Below are 15,632 nucleotides of genomic sequence, written 5' to 3'. Positions count from 1 at the left end.
TTAGGAGTTAGGAGTTATTTCTCTCCCTCATCTCCCTCATTCCCTGCTCATCAAAATTTGTAACTCAAAACCTGAATCACGCTATTTTCGGGCAAATCTTTAGGATTGATAGAAATAGTATCTGTGCTACTACGGCGCACTGTTACTCCTTGCATTAACGCCAGAAAATCATCGAGTGGCGAAATCTCACAGGCAGCACCATCGGCGGCTTGTGTCCGGTAATGGGTGGGAACCACTAACTTGGGATTTAATACTTCAACGGCCTGCTTTGCTTCTTGAGCATTGTAGGCTTTTGCGCTGCCGCCCACTGGAATAAATAGCACGTCGGGACGACCCATGAGAATTTTTTGCTCAATGGAAATGGGTGCAGCAGCTCCGCCTAAATGGAGGATATTAATTCCGCCTTGTTTCCAACTCCAAGCGGTATTGGAGCCAAACTGCTTACCACCTTTGCGATCGTGGTCTGTAGCGATTCCTTGGAACTTAATGCTTTTGAATTCGTAAACCCCTGGTTCATAGATCAGCTTTGCATTGGCTGGTAGTGTGTCTACAGCACCTTCATCCAGTAGTTGGCTGCTAATTAATACTAAATCCGCTGCAACTTTTGGCGCACGATACCCAGCAGTACAGCCGACCGCCCGAAATGGATTGACGAGAATTTTTGCACTGCTACCTTCAAAAAGAAAGCAAGTATGACCCAACCACTTAACTGATAAGCCGCTAGATTGTGCGTCAGCTCGGAGGTGGGAACCCAAGGTAGTAACTGAAGCTGTGACCAATCCCGCCCCAGCATAACCCATCAACTTTCGTCGTTTCATTAATTAAGCTCTCGACTGTAACTGTTGGAGAAAGTTTCGCAATAATTGTTTTCCTGATGATGTCAGGACACTCTCTGGGTGAAACTGGACGCCCTGAATCTGAGGATAGTTCCGGTGTCGCACTCCCATAATTGTGCCATCGTCAACCCAAGCGGTGATTTCCAGCACATCAGGGCAAGTTTCGCGATCTATGACTAAACTATGATACCTGGTGGCGGTGAGTGGATTTTCTAATCCTTGGAAAACCCCCACCCCAGTGTGAGTCACCAGAGAGGTTTTACCATGCATCAATTCTGGAGCAGAAACTATTTTACCACCGAAGACTTGACCAATACTTTGATGGCCTAAACAAACACCCAAAATTGGGAATTCTTGTCCTAGTTGTTCAATCAATTCTAGGGAAATACCTGCATCTTCTGGCCGCCCAGGCCCAGGAGAAATAACCACGGCTTGGGGCTTCAATGCCCGAATCTCATCTATAGATATTTTGTCGTTACGAAAAACTCTAATATCCGCTGCCACTGGGAACTCTGCTGCCAATTCTCCCAGATACTGCACCAAATTATATGTAAAACTATCGTAATTATCGATGACTATTAACATAATTAGGGAAAAAATTACAGCTTGCAGGTGACAGATATAAAACTGTCATAGTTCAGGGGGGTAGACGGTTGAGCAGCTACTTGATAAAGCATCTAACTAGTGACTAAGATGCTTGTCATAATTCCATTATTGAATTTGGAATTTTTAATTCTCAGGAATGACTTGGCGATGCCTGCGGTTTTTGCTAACCTATGCCGATCGCATCTACAAACTCGATATAATTAACGCTACCAGAGGAGGAAGCAACAATGTAGCAGCTACCAACACCGCTACCAAAGCTGAAACCAACACTGCACCAGCGGCACAGTCTTTAGCGACTTTTGCCAGTTCGTGGTAAGTCTGCTTAACTGTTAAGTCTACAATGGACTCGATCGCTGTATTCAGTAACTCTAATGCCAAAACTAAACCACTAGTGATACCAATTACCGCTATTTCCACTGGTCGCAGATGTAAATATACGCTTAAAGCGATCGCCATTGCACAAACACTGGTGTGAATCCGAAAATTACGTTGAGTTTGAAAACTATAAGTAATTCCAGCCCAGGCATACTTAAAACTAACAAATAAATTAGAAGCAACCTTCCACGAAAATTCCCGTTCGTTGGTCACAATTTTTTGTAACGAGGTAGACGTTGGTGGTGGAGAAACTTTTTGGGACATAGACTTAAATATATACAAACACAGTTACTACAGTGGGAATTTTGGTCGATATTTATAGCGTAATTAACTTTGAGTCCATATTTCAGCAATTTTCCATAGAGGTATTATAAAAGTATTACCCAAAATTAACACTAAGGTGTGACTAATTGTGCTATTCTTTGTCAATAGCAATACCTATTGCCTTCAGCAATTTTACTTGCTGTTCTAACATTCGCTCCAAACTTTCTTCGTCAGGATGATCCCATCCCAACAGATGCAATAAACCGTGAGCAGTTAACCAGGCCATCTCGGTTGTTAAACTGTGTCCCTGCTGTTGGGCTTGACGTTGTGCGGTATCCACAGACACAATAATATCGCCTAAATATAGCGGTACAGAGGCAAGCATTTCTTCGCTGTGAGGAACATCTACCTCCAAAGCAGCAAAAGCTAAAACATCTGTGGGCTTATTTTGTTGACGATATTGGGCATTGAGTTCTTGAATTTGTGAGTCATCTGTCAAACGCAGCCCAATCTCGTAACCTGGTGCTGGTGGAATATCAGGCTGAAGTATTTCTAACCAGCTATTAAACCAGTTTTCCCAAGTTTCAGGGGTAATTCGGGCATAAGTTTCGCCAAGATTTACCGAGTTTGTCAGGGACAACTCGTAAAAATAATCTTCTACATACAATTCAACTCCCAAAGCCACACAGTCTCCTAGTCTGAGTTCACGGTTTTTTGTTAGTGAGTTAGATAGGCAAGACCAATTAGGACGGCTAAAAGTCCTATAGTTGTTAACGCAAAATGTTTCAGGGAAGTTCCACCCTTACGTACCATATTTCGCATGGCGAGTTTTACGTAGCTGGGTTGAGGTTCTGATGAAGGAGAGTTACTCATAGTTAGTTCGATCGCTGATTCTTCTATAACTGTAACAGTTGGGTCTGCTATGGGATTCCTAAATGAGTTGTGAAATTAGTCGTGGAGGCAGGCAATAGGCAACTTGTACTGAGCGTTCGCGTAGCGTCTCGTAGAGAAGTCGAAGTATAGGCAATAGATTTTTTTATGAATGATATAGGATTGCGATCGCCAAAGGCGGGGTCTAGCCCATCGCTCCAATGTCAAAATACTAAAAAACTAATAGGTACTAAGTAATAGTCAAAATAATTACTTAGTACCTATGACTAATGCCCAATTATGCGGGAGTATTTTCTACTAGTTTATTTTCTTGGCGTAGATAAGCTTGGATGAATGTATCAAGTTCGCCATTCATCACATCTATAATCCCTGTCGTTTCCGTATTTGTCCGTAAATCTTTCACCATTTGGTAAGGGTGAAACACATAGTTACGGATTTGGTTACCCCAAGAGGCTTCCACCATATCGCCACGAATTTGGGCAATTTCTTGGGCGCGTTGTTCTTGGGCAATGACGAGTAGCTTTGCCTTGAGTCGAGCCAGGGCCTTTTCTTTATTTTGCAGCTGCGATCGTTCTTCTGTACAACGCACGGCAATTCCAGTCGGAAGGTGAACAACTCGTACAGCTGTTTCTACTTTGTTGACGTTTTGCCCGCCTTTACCACCAGAACGAGTTGTAGTAATTTCCAAATCCTTTTCTGGAATATCTAATTGCACAGAGTTATCAATCTGCGGCATGACTTCCACCCCTGCAAAACTGGTTTGTCGCTTGCCGTTAGCATTAAAAGGGGAAATCCGCACTAAGCGATGTGTACCCATTTCTGAACGCAAATAACCATAAGCATAGCGACCAGTAATTTCTAGGGTTGCCGATTTAATTCCGGCTTCATCACCTTCCGACTCTTCAGCTAAAGTTACCTTATAGCCGTGAGCTTCGGCCCAACGGGTGTACATCCGCATCAGCATAAATGCCCAGTCTTGAGCATCTGTGCCACCAGCACCAGCACTAATTGTCAGTACAGCACCTTCAGCATCATAAGGGCCAGAAAGTAACTGTTGTAACTCCCACTGGTCGAGGTCGCGATTAAGTTTAGTGATGGTAGATTCCGCTTCTTGCAACAGTGCTTCGTCGGTTTCTAACTCCAACAACTCAACAACTGCTTTAGTATCTTCCAGACTGCTGTGCCACTGTTCGTATTGCTGGATGTGAGCTTTTAAATCGTTAAGTTCTTGCAGCGTTTGTTGGGCTTGAGTTTGGTTATCCCAAAATTCTGGCTGAGCAGATATTTGTTCCAGGTCTTGAATTTTGGCTGTCAGTGCAGGTACGTCAAAGATAGTCCTGGGTTTTACCCAGGCGGCTAGACAACGTTTCGATTTCGCGTTTGAGTTCTAGGACATCCATAATACTTGCTCAAGTATGGAGCTAATCTACATTTTAAGAGATTGCTCTTTATTGTATTGGTATTTTCGATTTTAGCTGTAATTGGGCAAATTCTCCTGTACTAACTGTGTAAATTACACAAATTGCCTAAGTTTGATTTTGCTGTTGCAGATAAGCTTTGATAAATAAATCGATTTTACCTTCTAAAACCTCTGCCACGGCAGGTTAAAGACAGCCTTCAGCCTTCGTCAAGATATTAGACAACCTTTCTACTTCGCGTTTGATGTTTAAAAGTTACAGCATGATATTACTCACTGTGGTTGAAACTTACTACATATTGTATTACTAAAGTTGCTCTAGTTTCTCATCCCAGAAAAAACCGTGGCTGCTAATGCTTGACCACGGTTGATAAAATGTTTAAGTTTTTCTACTTACGAGTGCTTAATCGCGGCCATTTATGGCAATTAGCAACCGCAGGATAAAGACAAACAAATTGATGTAAGTAAGGTACATCGACAAAGCTACAGGCAGATACTGGTCATCGCTATAAGCACGCGGCAAGATGTAGAAATCGACAACAGATGCCCCAACAAAAAGGAACACTCCTAAACCGGAAATAGCGATTTCTAACCAATTTGGCGTGTAAACACCAAACATGGCAAGTCCGAATTGGGCAAAGCATACAACCACCAAGGCGATAACGCCAATATTGATGGTTTTTGTTAAAGCCATCCCGTCTTGTTCAGAGAGATTTGAACCTATTTGACGGGCGGCAATAAATGTGATGCCACAACTGAGTGCAGCCAAACCAATACCTTGAATGCCAACACCTTTTTGTCCCAAGGCGACAAACACCAAGCCACTGAGGGTATACCCAGATAAGAGGCTATAGGTTGCCAGCAAGGGCAATGCAAGTCCCTTGTTACCTTTTTCGGCAACATTTTGGGCAACAAAGAACAGAATTAACTCTACAATGACTGCACCTATGAAGGTAGGGAAAAATAGTTGGGGGTTAGTACGGATAACTCCCAGACCGCCATAAGTCCCTAATGCGGTTAGCACAAGACCACCACCGACGTAAGGAAGGGCTTTGGCAATTACATTTGGGCCGATAAGGGCTTGAGTTTTAGCTTCACGGAAAGCTTGACGAAAGTTGCTGGTATTGCTCATAGTGAGTTTTTTCAGTCAAATGTCCTATTTACTTCCATTGTTACCAATATTTACGGCTAACAGCCAAGGTAAATTGCCTTTGTGGGAACTATTACGCTTACGCATTTCTGGCACAGTTCTGCAATTTTGAAGGTTCTATCAGCGCCAAGTGTCTTGCCAAAAGTTGGAATCACGCTGGTAAAGAAACAAAACTCTGGACAAATACCAGACAAATTAATTCGTTTATTGATTGGCAATATTCATCCATACCCAACTAAAAAAATCAGATTGCACAGCTTCTTTCAGGATTAATCTAGTACCGATCCGCGTTGTACTCAGTATGACAGATGAATATTGGGTAACTGATGCATCTATCAGCATAAATAGCTAGTTTTGTAGCAAAAGCTAAGGATTACCGGCGATTTAATTGTTACTTGGCAAATAAAAATAAGCAGCCAGAGATCGAGTAGCAAAATCATGCGTACATCTACTGAATTGTGGAGTGTGACCCCTGATAAGTTCAGTGAAACGACGATGGCTTATTCAGCCTTGGCTAACGAAAATAATTACAGCCTTGAATAAGATATACGCAACTCCATTTTGTCAGAAATAGGAGTTACAACAAAGGAATTTATATGGCAGCAAGTGAGTCCTCTCTACGAACTGATGGTATAGAATTATTACACTTGTACCACCAGAATCCATCTATAAAACTTCGTAATAAACTTGTACAATTACATACTGGCCTAGTGCGGAAGATGGCTCATAAATTTAGCCATCAATGTAATGAACCTTATGAAGATTTAGAACAAATTGGTTATTTTGGTTTAATTAGAGCAATTGAGCGTTTTGACCCCAGTCAAGGATATGCTTTTAGTTCTTTTGCTGTGCCATATATTCGTGGCGAGATGCTGCACTTTCTACGCGATCGCAGTACTCTATTAAAGATTCCTCGTCGTTGGCAAGAACTCTACAACGAAGGACAAAAGGTTCGCAAAGAATTGGCCATGTCTTTGGGTCGTGCCCCTAAGGATGCTGAAATTGCCAAAGAACTCCGGGTATCTCTGCAAGAATGGCAAGAAACCAAGTTAGCTGCTCAAAACCGTTTGCCTTTAAGTTTAGATGCGACCGCAGTTAACTATGTTGATTGTCAAATCACCTTGGGAGAAGCACTTCCTTGTCCCCGTTCTACTGCTCAACAACAATTAGACGAAGAACGGCAACAACTCCAAGGGGCAATCAATATGTTAGAAGAAAAACCCCGGATGGCAGTTGAAATGGTATTTTTGAAGGAACTTTCTCGCAAGGATGCTGCTAAGAATATCGGTACTAGTCCGATGACAGTAACGCGGTATTTACAAAAGGGAATTCAAGATTTAATTTGCTATTTACAACCACAAGTTATGCCCACTGGGTCGTAGTTATTAGTCAATAATCAGTAGTTATACCATTTTTGATTTTGGATTGATAATTTGTTTCTCACAAAGAGTTTCGTGAATCCATCTGTCCCATTAATTTTTTAGATTGGTATTAGTAGAAAAGCAACTGACTAATGACTAATGACTAATGACTAATTATCGAGATTTTAAATCAGCGATCGCACCTTTAGTCATGGCAGCAATAGCTTTATCTGTCGCTTTGGGTAAATGATAATACTTACCTGCTGCTGTTTGCGCTAATTCCTTAGCAAACCCAGTGGAAACAAACTTACTCTCCGTATCAATCACTAACAGTTGCATCCCCAAACCACGAATTCTCGCAGCGATTTCTATCAATTCCCCTTTGATATCTGGTTTTTCTCCTGGTTCTAACTGTTCGCCTAAAGAACGCGCTAAGGGAATATTACCCCGCCCATCGGTGATTGCTACAAGTACTACTTGCCCAATATCTCCACTCATCTGGGCATTTAAGCCGACGCGCACAGCTTGGGTTAAACCATGCGCTAAGGGTGAACCCCCACCACAGGGTAATCTTTCTAAGCGGTTACGCGCCAAAGCAATAGAACGTGTTGGCGGTAATAATACTTCCGCTTGTTCTCCCCGGAAGGGAATCAAGGCTATTTGGTCGCGGTTTTGATAAGCTTCTGTCAAAAGCTGCATCACTGCGCCTTTCGCCGACTGCATCCGATTTAAGGCCATTGAGCCAGAAGCATCTACCACAAACACTACTAACGCCCCAGCTTTACGTACCAAGCGCTTTGAGCGAATGTCACCCTGTTCGACAATCACTTTTCTGTCTGGGTATCGTTCTCGGCGTGCTTTTTGATACGGAGCAGCTGCCCTGAGGGTGGCATCTACGGCAATGCGCCGCGCTTTGCCTTTGGGCAACATTGGCTTGATGTAGCGTCCCCGGTCATCGGAAAAGATGACACTGCGGCTACCAGATTTACCCTGCCGCTTGGCCATTTGGGTAAAATAAAGCACGCTGTCATCCAAAATTACTCCTTCTGGGTCGAAGATGAATTCTTCGGGGATACTAGGAGGTTCTTGCTCTTGATTTTCTTCCTGTTCTTCCTGTTCTTCTTGTTCTTCCTGTTCTGACTCGTCTGGTTCTTGTTGATTTTGAGGTGGCGGTGGTGGTGGTGGCGGTGCTTGTTCTGGTGGCGGTGTCTGCACGACTGTTGCCCGTGGTACAATCACCAATTCCACAGCACGGCGCAAATCTTCGGCATTTACTGTTGTGCGTCCTTCCAAAGCTGCGGCCGCTTTGGCAACTCGCACGGCAAATAACTCGGCGCGATGTCCCTGAACTCCACCACGAATTGCTTCATTCACCAAGTAAGCGATTTGTTCGTGGGTAATGCAGACATCCTTAAGCCATTCCCGCGCTAGGATTATTTGGGTTTTTAAGGCGTCTAAATCTTCGCTGTACTGCTGGAGGAACTGTTGGGGAGATTGGGAGTAGGCGATCGCTTGCTCTACTGCTGCTACTCTTTGATCTAAGCCGAGTACACCGTCGGCAGAAAGAGTGATGGCAATTCTATCTAGTAAATGTTCCCTTAATGCTCCCTCTTCTGGGTTGTAAGTGGCAATAAACAGCGGTTTGCAAGGATGCTGAAAACTAATTCCCTCCCGCTCAATTTGGTTGCGTCCCTCGGATAATACTGTCAGTAGCTGATTTGATATTTGGTCATCTAATAAATTTATTTCATCGACATACAGGACGCCGCGATTGGCACTGGCAAGTAAACCGGGCTGAAAAATTGTATCGCCCTGTTTTACCGACTGTTCTACATCCACAGAACCGAGAAGTCGGTCTTCTGTAATACCTAGAGGGATTTGTAAAAAAGGCGCGGGAATGATTTCGACAGGAATATCTTGAATGTCTTTATCTGCATACTCTAGCAAAAGGCGATCGTCCCATTCTTCTGGGTGATTGGGGTCGCAATTACTGATGGAACCTTTAACTACTTCGATGGGTGGTAGTAGTGCGTGGATAGCACGAGCCATCACAGATTTTGCCGTACCGCGACGGCCTGCGATCGCCACTCCCCCCAACCCCGGATCGACAGCTGCTAACAGTAAGGCTAACTTAATCGCTTCTTGACCGACTACGGCTGTTAAGGGAAAGGCAGTGATACTAGGGTTGATAGTGGGCGCAGGCATGGTTTCAATAATCGCTAGTCTAGGCTTTTAGCATATCATTGTATGCCTCGGTCAACTAAAGCTCAAACTCTGATTTTTGGAGAATTAGAGTTATTGAGAATACTGCAAGATCGTAATTGACAGAATATTATCATAATTAATGCTGAGTTTTTAGGCATTGGTCACATTCGATAACATCAGGAATTGACAATTGCTCTAAGTTTATTGTTGTAGCTGGGCAAAAATTCAAGCTTTTCACTTTCTAGTTAACAAACTGTGCGCTGCAATGCTTCGATACGCTTCTGAGGGCACTTTGCCGCACTGTACTATTTTCCAGGAGACTACAGCAATGATGAAAGCTGAAGATATCATGACCAAAAACGTAGTTACCATTCGTGGTTCGGCGACTGTGGCCGAAGCGGTGGGGCTGATGAAAGAAAAAAAATTGCGGGCGCTGGTTGTGGATCGTCGCTATGACAATGATGCCTATGGTATTGTCACAGAAACAGATGTTGTCTATAAGGTAATAGCCTACGGTAAAGATCCGAAGGAAGTGCGGGTTTATGAAATTATGAGTAAGCCTTGTATTGTGGTAAACCCCGATCTGGCTGTGGAATATGTAGCAAGGTTATTTGCTAATACTGGTATCCATAGAGCGCCTGTGATTCAAGGTAAGCTGCTAGGGATTATCTCGATTACCGACATTTTGACCAAAAGCGACTTTGTGGAAGCGCCAAAAGTGCCACTGTTAGAGGAGAGAATTCAAAAAGCTATTGAACAGGCTCGTGCTATTTGTACTGAACAAGGTGCCTATTCTAAGGCGTGTGCAGCTGCTTGGGATGAGGTAGAAGAACTCCAAGCAGAAGCGGCTCATCAAAAAGCTGAGGGTATGGTGTCAGCTAAAGTTACTTTTGAAAAATATTGTAAGGAAAATCCAGATGCGCCAGAATGTCGAAATTATCATCCGTGATTGAGGTGTGGGAAAGAAGAGGACGCGGAAAGTGGGAGACATACGGAGAAATTATCAAATATGCTTTCTGTGTTCTCTTTCCCCGCGTCCCCGTGTCTTTGCGTCCCCGCGTCCCTTAATTTACCGGTTGGCGACTCGCATCAATAAAAATATACCTATTCCTAAAAAAACGAAGTTGGGTAACCAAGCCCCCATAAAGGGAGAGAGGACGCCTGCTTGTGCGATCGCACCACTTATAAAGAAAAGTAAGTAATAGGAAAAAATAACTATAACGCTAATTCCAAAACTGGTGCCTCTGCCGGTGCGCTGGGGTATGCTTCCCATCGCGGCGCCGACTAAGCCAAAAACTACGCACACAAAGGGTAAGGAGATTTTTTGTTGAATCCTAACTTCGAGTTTGCGAATTTTTTGGCGATCGCCACCGAGACGTTCGACTTCTAATTGCTCGAACCCTTCGGCAATATTCATTTCATCGTAGTCCCGGCTTTTTTCTGCCAAATTTAATGGTGTGCGGGGTAGTTGCAGTTGTTGGTGTTCAAATCTGACAATGTTGCGATAAGAGCGATCGGCTGCGACAAAATAGATTGTGCCGTTGTAAAAATCCCAAACATTTTGAGAAGCATTCCACTGGGCGGATTCTGATACCACAATTTGATTCAGACCTTTAGTTGAACGATCTATAATTGTCAAACCTGTCATACGCTTACCATCAAATTGGTCGGCGTAAAACAAGCGTGATAATATTCTATTTTTACTGCCATCCGCCTGGATAACATCTTGGTATTCAGGATAAAAAATATTTTGCTGTTTAAAAGTTGGCTTATCTGATTTGAGCGCTCGATCTAAAGTCATAGCCGCTTGATAATTTGCTGCTGGTGCAATTTGTTCGTTAAACACAAATGTCATTCCTGTGACCAAAAAACTTAACATCACAGCAGTTAGCACCATGCGATAGACACTCACTCCACAACCACGCAAGGCTATTAGTTCGCTCTCGCTGGAAAGACGACTATAGGTCATCAAAGTAGCCAGCAGTGTGGACATGGGGAAGGCTAAAACGATAAAGTTGGGAAACTTTAATAAAAAAACTTGGATGGCAATGCCTACAGGTAATCCAGATTCGACGACTTTTCTAACTAGATCGAATACAGCATCAATGGTGACACCGATTGAAGAGAAAGCTCCGACACCAAAGAAAAACGGAGGTAACAATTCGCTGCCAAGATAACGATCCATAATCGTAAAAGGCAGCAGCGAATTTAGGCTGTAGAACGACGTGAGTTTCTTTGATATCATAAGCAACTTCAAAAGTTAAATATTGGCAACCCTGGTAAAGCAAAGTATACAGTAGGAGTCAGAATTCAGGAGTCAGAATTCAGGAGTAAAAAAGGTTTCATAATCGGGTTTAGAAATGTCTATCTATATCCTGCACTATATTTAGCTGTGTATACTGTTTTCGATCTCACAAATCAATTCTCCATAGCTAGAGATTAACGAATAAATTCATGCTGAAAAATAAAAGATGAAACTATTCTTTTAAATTATTAACTTAATACAGTAATTTGTGATTAAATTAAGTACGCTATCTCAATCTGAAAGCTAAATAGAAAGATTTTTTCACTCCTGACTTCTGAATTCTGAATTCTTAAATTTACACTTGAAAGCTATCGCCTAAGTAATATTGGCGCACAAGGGGGTTGTGGTAGAGTTCGTCAGAAGTCCCAAAAGCGAGAATTTGTCCCTCACGCATGATATAACCGCGATCGGTGATGGCGAGGGTTTCGCGGACATTATGATCTGTAATTAAAATACCCATACCGCGATCGCGCAATTGAGCTACAATTTGCTGAATTTCTGAGACTGCTATGGGATCGACTCCCGCAAATGGTTCATCCAAAAATAAAAACTTTGGCCCTTCTCGTCCAGCAGCCAAAGACCTTGCTAATTCCGTGCGGCGTCGTTCACCACCAGAAAGTTGAATTCCCTTGCTATTAGCTAATTTTTCCAAGCGAAACTCCCGCAGTAAAGTTGTTAATCGCCTTGACCACTCCCATCGTGGCACATTAGTTTGCTCTAGCACTAATAAAATATTATCTTGTACCGAGAGCTGGCGAAAAACACTTGGTTCTTGTGCTAGATAGCCAATACCCAATCGTGCCCTTTTGTGCATTGGCATTCCTGTAATATCGAGATTACCTAGCCAAACTTTTCCTTGGTTGGGTTTTTCTAAACCTGTAGCAATGTAAAAAGTCGTCGTTTTACCAGCCCCATTGGGGCCTAATAAACCAACGACTTCGCCTTGAGAAACAGAAAGGTTGACGCGATTGACAATTACTCGCTTGTTGTAAGATTTATGAATATTCTCTAAAACAATTTTCACTGTTGCAGCCTTTCTTAATGGTAGATGCTAATTAGAACGTTTAAATTGCGGTGTTTGTGGGGCAGGTGTCGCAGTTTGTCCATTATTATCTGATTCCTCCACCATGTAGATGGACTCTACCTGACGGTTGGGTTGGGGTAAAGCGACAAATCGCCCTTCATCAATTAAATAGGTTACCTTCTCTGCCCGGATGCTGTTACCTCCCTGTTGCAAAATATAGACGTTGCCACTAAAGTCAATCCGGCGTTCTTTACTAAAGTACTGTGCTTGGGCGGCCGTTGCCTGAAGCTGGCGAGAAGGATACGACATTTGCACATTGCCACGAGCCGTAATTACTTGAGTTTTGGCATCATATTCTTGTACATCAGCACGGATAGTTAGAGGGCGATTTTCTCCAGGTGTTTGTGCAGTAGCGGTTTGCAGTTGGTTCGGGACAGCAAAAGTTCCTAAGAAAAAAGCTGGCATCAATAAAGCTAATCCAACACGACGTATCTGGGATATGGGCAATTTATAGCAGGGTATCATTGCAATTTGGGGTTGAGAATTTGGGCTAGTGTTTTAATTATCTCAAGTACTCTATCCAGAAATGAAATGTCCAATCTGGAGTGATTTCCGATAACTGGTGGCTGAAATAGTGACGCTACCCCCAACCTCAAGGTTTCACACAACTTTATATAAAATCCACTTTCAAAATTCGGTTATTAAAAAAATTAAATATTCTGCTGATTATTACCGTTACTTTTGTTATCTTTTATCGGTAACACCATTTTGCACAAACACTGATATACAGTAGATTCCAAGTTAGTACCGTACACCATCTAGGTCTGGTAACTACACCGAAAGCCTATTCTAATTCTGAATTCTGAAATTTTGAGGGAGCCTCTTTGGCTGTGCTTTTGAATCCACTAAATTCTGCTGTATCAGGACTTACGCAAAGATACGATTATGTTTTTATGTATACCAGGTAAAAAGCGCCTGGGAGTGTTGCCGTGTTTCCACCCCAGACGCTTTTTATTCTTAACTTGCTCCTCACACAAATGAAAGATATCACTGCTATAACTAAAACTTGAGTGTAGCGGGTGACACTTTGAAAAGTGTACCACAATCCAAATTTTTATACGCAAAATTAAAAAGCGCCTGGGAGTGTTGCCGTGTTTCCACCCCAAACGCTTTTTATTTTTAACTTGCTCCTCACACACAAATAAACCATATCACTACTTCCATAAAAAAGCAAGTATTTTGAATAAAAATTTTAAATTCTTTAAATAAATTTCTCTGCTCTTGCCTTTCAAAATACCCCACATGGTCTCAAAGTAAATCTAAAGGAGAAGTAGAAAATTATATACTCGATTGAGTGCTGCCCAAGTGAGAAAGCAGCTAATAGAAAAGTACGGTTATAGGAAAGATGTTTTACCTACATCAGAAACATGTTGGTGAATTTTAGATAATTGGTATAAAATACTGCTATCAAGATGGGGGATGAAGCGATCGCTTGATTTGGCAGCAATCATGAGAAAATATCGGATAGATCAAAGTCAAGCTGTCAGAGCTTAATTTATCTTCAGAACTATCCAACTAAGCAAATCCACTGCCAAAGTTAATTAAGTTTCATGAAGCCCATCGATCCTTTTGTGCCTTTATCCTTTGATTTAGAAACAGTTATTAGTGTAATCAATTGGTTCGTTGGGCGTTGCATAAATGCGGGATGAATTAAGATTTTTGACGAAGGCTAAAGGTAGATTCTTTGCGCCTTTGCGCCTTTGCGTGAGGTAAAAATCATCCCTAGATTCAGCAATGCCGAGAAACTTATGAAGACATCTCTGCGGTGACTCGCTGGTCTGAACCTCATGTCAAAGCGGTTGGGGCTGCTTTGTGGGAAAGGCTACTTGCGAGTTCCCATGTTATTTTTGCGTTAGCCTTCAGCCAAGGCTGAAAATAATGCTAGAAGTGCCAGGGGTAAAACTCATGCAGTTGTAGGGGTGCCATAGGGCGATCGCAGTTTAAGTGTCCGTTCACCCAAAATCCCTCTTAGGATAGATGGCGGCAAAATCATGACATTAATCAGGTATATTTTTGCATGAGCAAACCGTTAAGTTCAGGATAAAAATCAAAAACTTTTCTAGAAACTTCTATTATTAAACTCTATAATATATTTTTGTTTGACGAGAGGATTTTCTTACTAGAGCAAAATCCGGTTAACATTCCTTGATTAATGACCGTCTAATTACTACGAGAAACAATAGAACAGGTTTTTGGTATTTTCACAAATGTTGTGAGCCATCAACATAGATACTAATGTGTAGTATTTATCAAGTTAGTAGATTCTGCAAATAAACTATTTAATTCCTTCATAAAAATAAATGCCAAACTAACTCTCATAACATTGAAACTTTAAACATTATTGATTACTAGCGATCGCTACGGACAACAATCTAGACAACCACATTTAAATGAATGCAAATATTATGATAGACGATGACGCAACAAGATTTAACTTGTAATAGCACAGATTGTTGCAGATAAGACATTACCTGTCAATTCTGTAGTTAGCTTACAAGGTAATACCAGCATTATTACTGGAGGAACGCAAGCCGAGGAAGGAGGGAGGAATTAACTTTTCCCACCTATAACAAAACCCCTCTCAAGGTATCCTAGAAGGGGTAATAAGGGTAATAGGGAATAGGATACCCTTATTTTTTTGACTGCTACTTTAAATTCCCTGCTTTCTCAACAACTTTCTTTAACTCTTCAAAGGTGATGCTACCGTCTTTATCTCCATACATACCTAGCAACTCCTGAGGACTACTGATACCTGTGTCTGCTGAAATGATTGCACTTAAGCCAGGACTTAAAAAAAGTTCATTAATGGAGATTTTGCCGTCTTGATCGCGATCTAAAGTCTTAAAAAGAGATTGAAGCTCTTGCTCGGTTGTCATAAGTTTTTATCTGAATTAATTTTACTTTAATATTTCATAATTAAACTAACTTATATCCTAAGATGTATAAATAGATATCGCTAGGGCTTAGATTTAGTGAAATGGTATGAACAGTGTCTTGCCCTGGTTTAACGAGTGCAGGAGTTAAACCAGTTCTGGACTCCATTATGTCTGGCCAATTAGTACTGTCTACAATGGCGATCGCCCTTTTTTATCTATTACCTGAAAAATCCGATCTGCTGGTATTATCAGAGATAAATAT

General features: G+C 42.0%; 14 protein-coding genes. 2 read left to right on the top strand and 12 right to left on the bottom strand.

Translation table 11 applies throughout. From position 1 onward, the window contains the following. Positions 1–50: 50 nt before the first annotated feature. The 7 genes from H6H03_RS10440 to H6H03_RS10410 all read right to left on the bottom strand — a co-directional run bounded on the left by H6H03_RS10440 (position 51) and on the right by H6H03_RS10410 (position 5,521). Entirely contained in the window at positions 51–818 is a 768-nt protein-coding gene (locus H6H03_RS10440; RefSeq protein ID WP_190955064.1) for an MBL fold metallo-hydrolase, read from the bottom strand. Positions 819–821: 3 nt separating this feature from the next. Next, the gene (locus H6H03_RS10435; RefSeq protein ID WP_190955063.1) at positions 822–1,421 is read right to left on the bottom strand and encodes an anthranilate synthase component II; all 600 of its coding nucleotides are present in this window, start codon (positions 1,419–1,421) and stop codon (positions 822–824) included. 204 nt (positions 1,422–1,625) lie between these two features. Continuing rightward, entirely contained in the window at positions 1,626–2,081 is a 456-nt protein-coding gene (locus H6H03_RS10430) for a diacylglycerol kinase family protein (protein ID WP_190955062.1), read from the bottom strand. Between the two features lie 151 nt (positions 2,082–2,232). Then, positions 2,233–2,760, bottom strand: coding sequence for an rRNA maturation RNase YbeY (gene ybeY / locus H6H03_RS10425; RefSeq protein WP_190955174.1), 528 nt, complete (start codon positions 2,758–2,760; stop codon positions 2,233–2,235). A 38-nt stretch (positions 2,761–2,798) separates the two neighbouring features. Beyond that, positions 2,799–2,954 carry a DUF3285 domain-containing protein gene (locus H6H03_RS10420; protein ID WP_099070512.1) on the bottom strand — a complete coding sequence of 52 codons (156 nt, stop codon included), beginning with the start codon at positions 2,952–2,954 and terminating at the stop codon, positions 2,799–2,801. Positions 2,955–3,249: 295 nt separating this feature from the next. Then, positions 3,250–4,372 (bottom strand): peptide chain release factor 2 gene (prfB, locus tag H6H03_RS10415; protein WP_190955061.1). Its coding sequence is split into 2 segments (ribosomal slippage): positions 3,250–4,299 and positions 4,301–4,372, totalling 1,122 coding nucleotides; the frame shifts between segments, so codons are not numbered across the junction. 420 nt (positions 4,373–4,792) lie between these two features. Then, entirely contained in the window at positions 4,793–5,521 is a 729-nt protein-coding gene (locus tag H6H03_RS10410) for a Bax inhibitor-1/YccA family protein (RefSeq protein WP_190955060.1), read from the bottom strand. A gap of 614 nt (positions 5,522–6,135) precedes the next feature. On the opposite strand from H6H03_RS10410, the gene H6H03_RS10405 reads away from it, so the two are divergent. Continuing rightward, positions 6,136–6,921 carry an RNA polymerase sigma factor SigF gene (locus H6H03_RS10405; protein ID WP_096537712.1) on the top strand — a complete coding sequence of 262 codons (786 nt, stop codon included), beginning with the start codon at positions 6,136–6,138 and terminating at the stop codon, positions 6,919–6,921. A gap of 153 nt (positions 6,922–7,074) precedes the next feature. Here H6H03_RS10405 and bchD read toward each other — a convergent pair whose 3' ends face one another. Further along, a complete protein-coding gene (gene bchD, locus H6H03_RS10400; protein WP_190955059.1) occupies positions 7,075–9,105 on the bottom strand; it encodes a magnesium chelatase ATPase subunit D in 2,031 nt (676 codons plus the stop codon). 328 nt (positions 9,106–9,433) lie between these two features. Between bchD and H6H03_RS10395 the strand changes: the two genes are divergently transcribed. After that, positions 9,434–10,054 (top strand): CP12 domain-containing protein, encoded by a 621-nt coding sequence (locus H6H03_RS10395; protein WP_190955058.1) that lies wholly within the window; start codon positions 9,434–9,436, stop codon positions 10,052–10,054. 120 nt (positions 10,055–10,174) lie between these two features. Here H6H03_RS10395 and H6H03_RS10390 read toward each other — a convergent pair whose 3' ends face one another. The 4 genes from H6H03_RS10390 to H6H03_RS10375 form a co-directional block, all read right to left on the bottom strand. Next, positions 10,175–11,290, bottom strand: coding sequence for an LptF/LptG family permease (locus H6H03_RS10390; protein WP_190955173.1), 1,116 nt, complete (start codon positions 11,288–11,290; stop codon positions 10,175–10,177). 415 nt (positions 11,291–11,705) lie between these two features. Further along, entirely contained in the window at positions 11,706–12,434 is a 729-nt protein-coding gene (gene lptB / locus H6H03_RS10385) for an LPS export ABC transporter ATP-binding protein (protein ID WP_190955057.1), read from the bottom strand. 27 nt (positions 12,435–12,461) lie between these two features. Further along, positions 12,462–12,959: an LptA/OstA family protein gene (locus H6H03_RS10380; RefSeq protein WP_190955056.1), complete on the bottom strand. Its 498-nt coding sequence runs from the start codon at positions 12,957–12,959 to the stop codon at positions 12,462–12,464. 2,180 nt (positions 12,960–15,139) lie between these two features. Then, positions 15,140–15,370 (bottom strand): EF-hand domain-containing protein, encoded by a 231-nt coding sequence (locus tag H6H03_RS10375; RefSeq protein WP_190955055.1) that lies wholly within the window; start codon positions 15,368–15,370, stop codon positions 15,140–15,142. Positions 15,371–15,632 lie beyond the last annotated feature (262 nt).

The organism is Nostoc paludosum FACHB-159 (genome assembly GCF_014698835.1).
GTDB classification, from domain to species: domain Bacteria; phylum Cyanobacteriota; class Cyanobacteriia; order Cyanobacteriales; family Nostocaceae; genus Nostoc; species Nostoc paludosum.
This window is presented reverse-complemented; position numbering and strand designations above follow the sequence as displayed.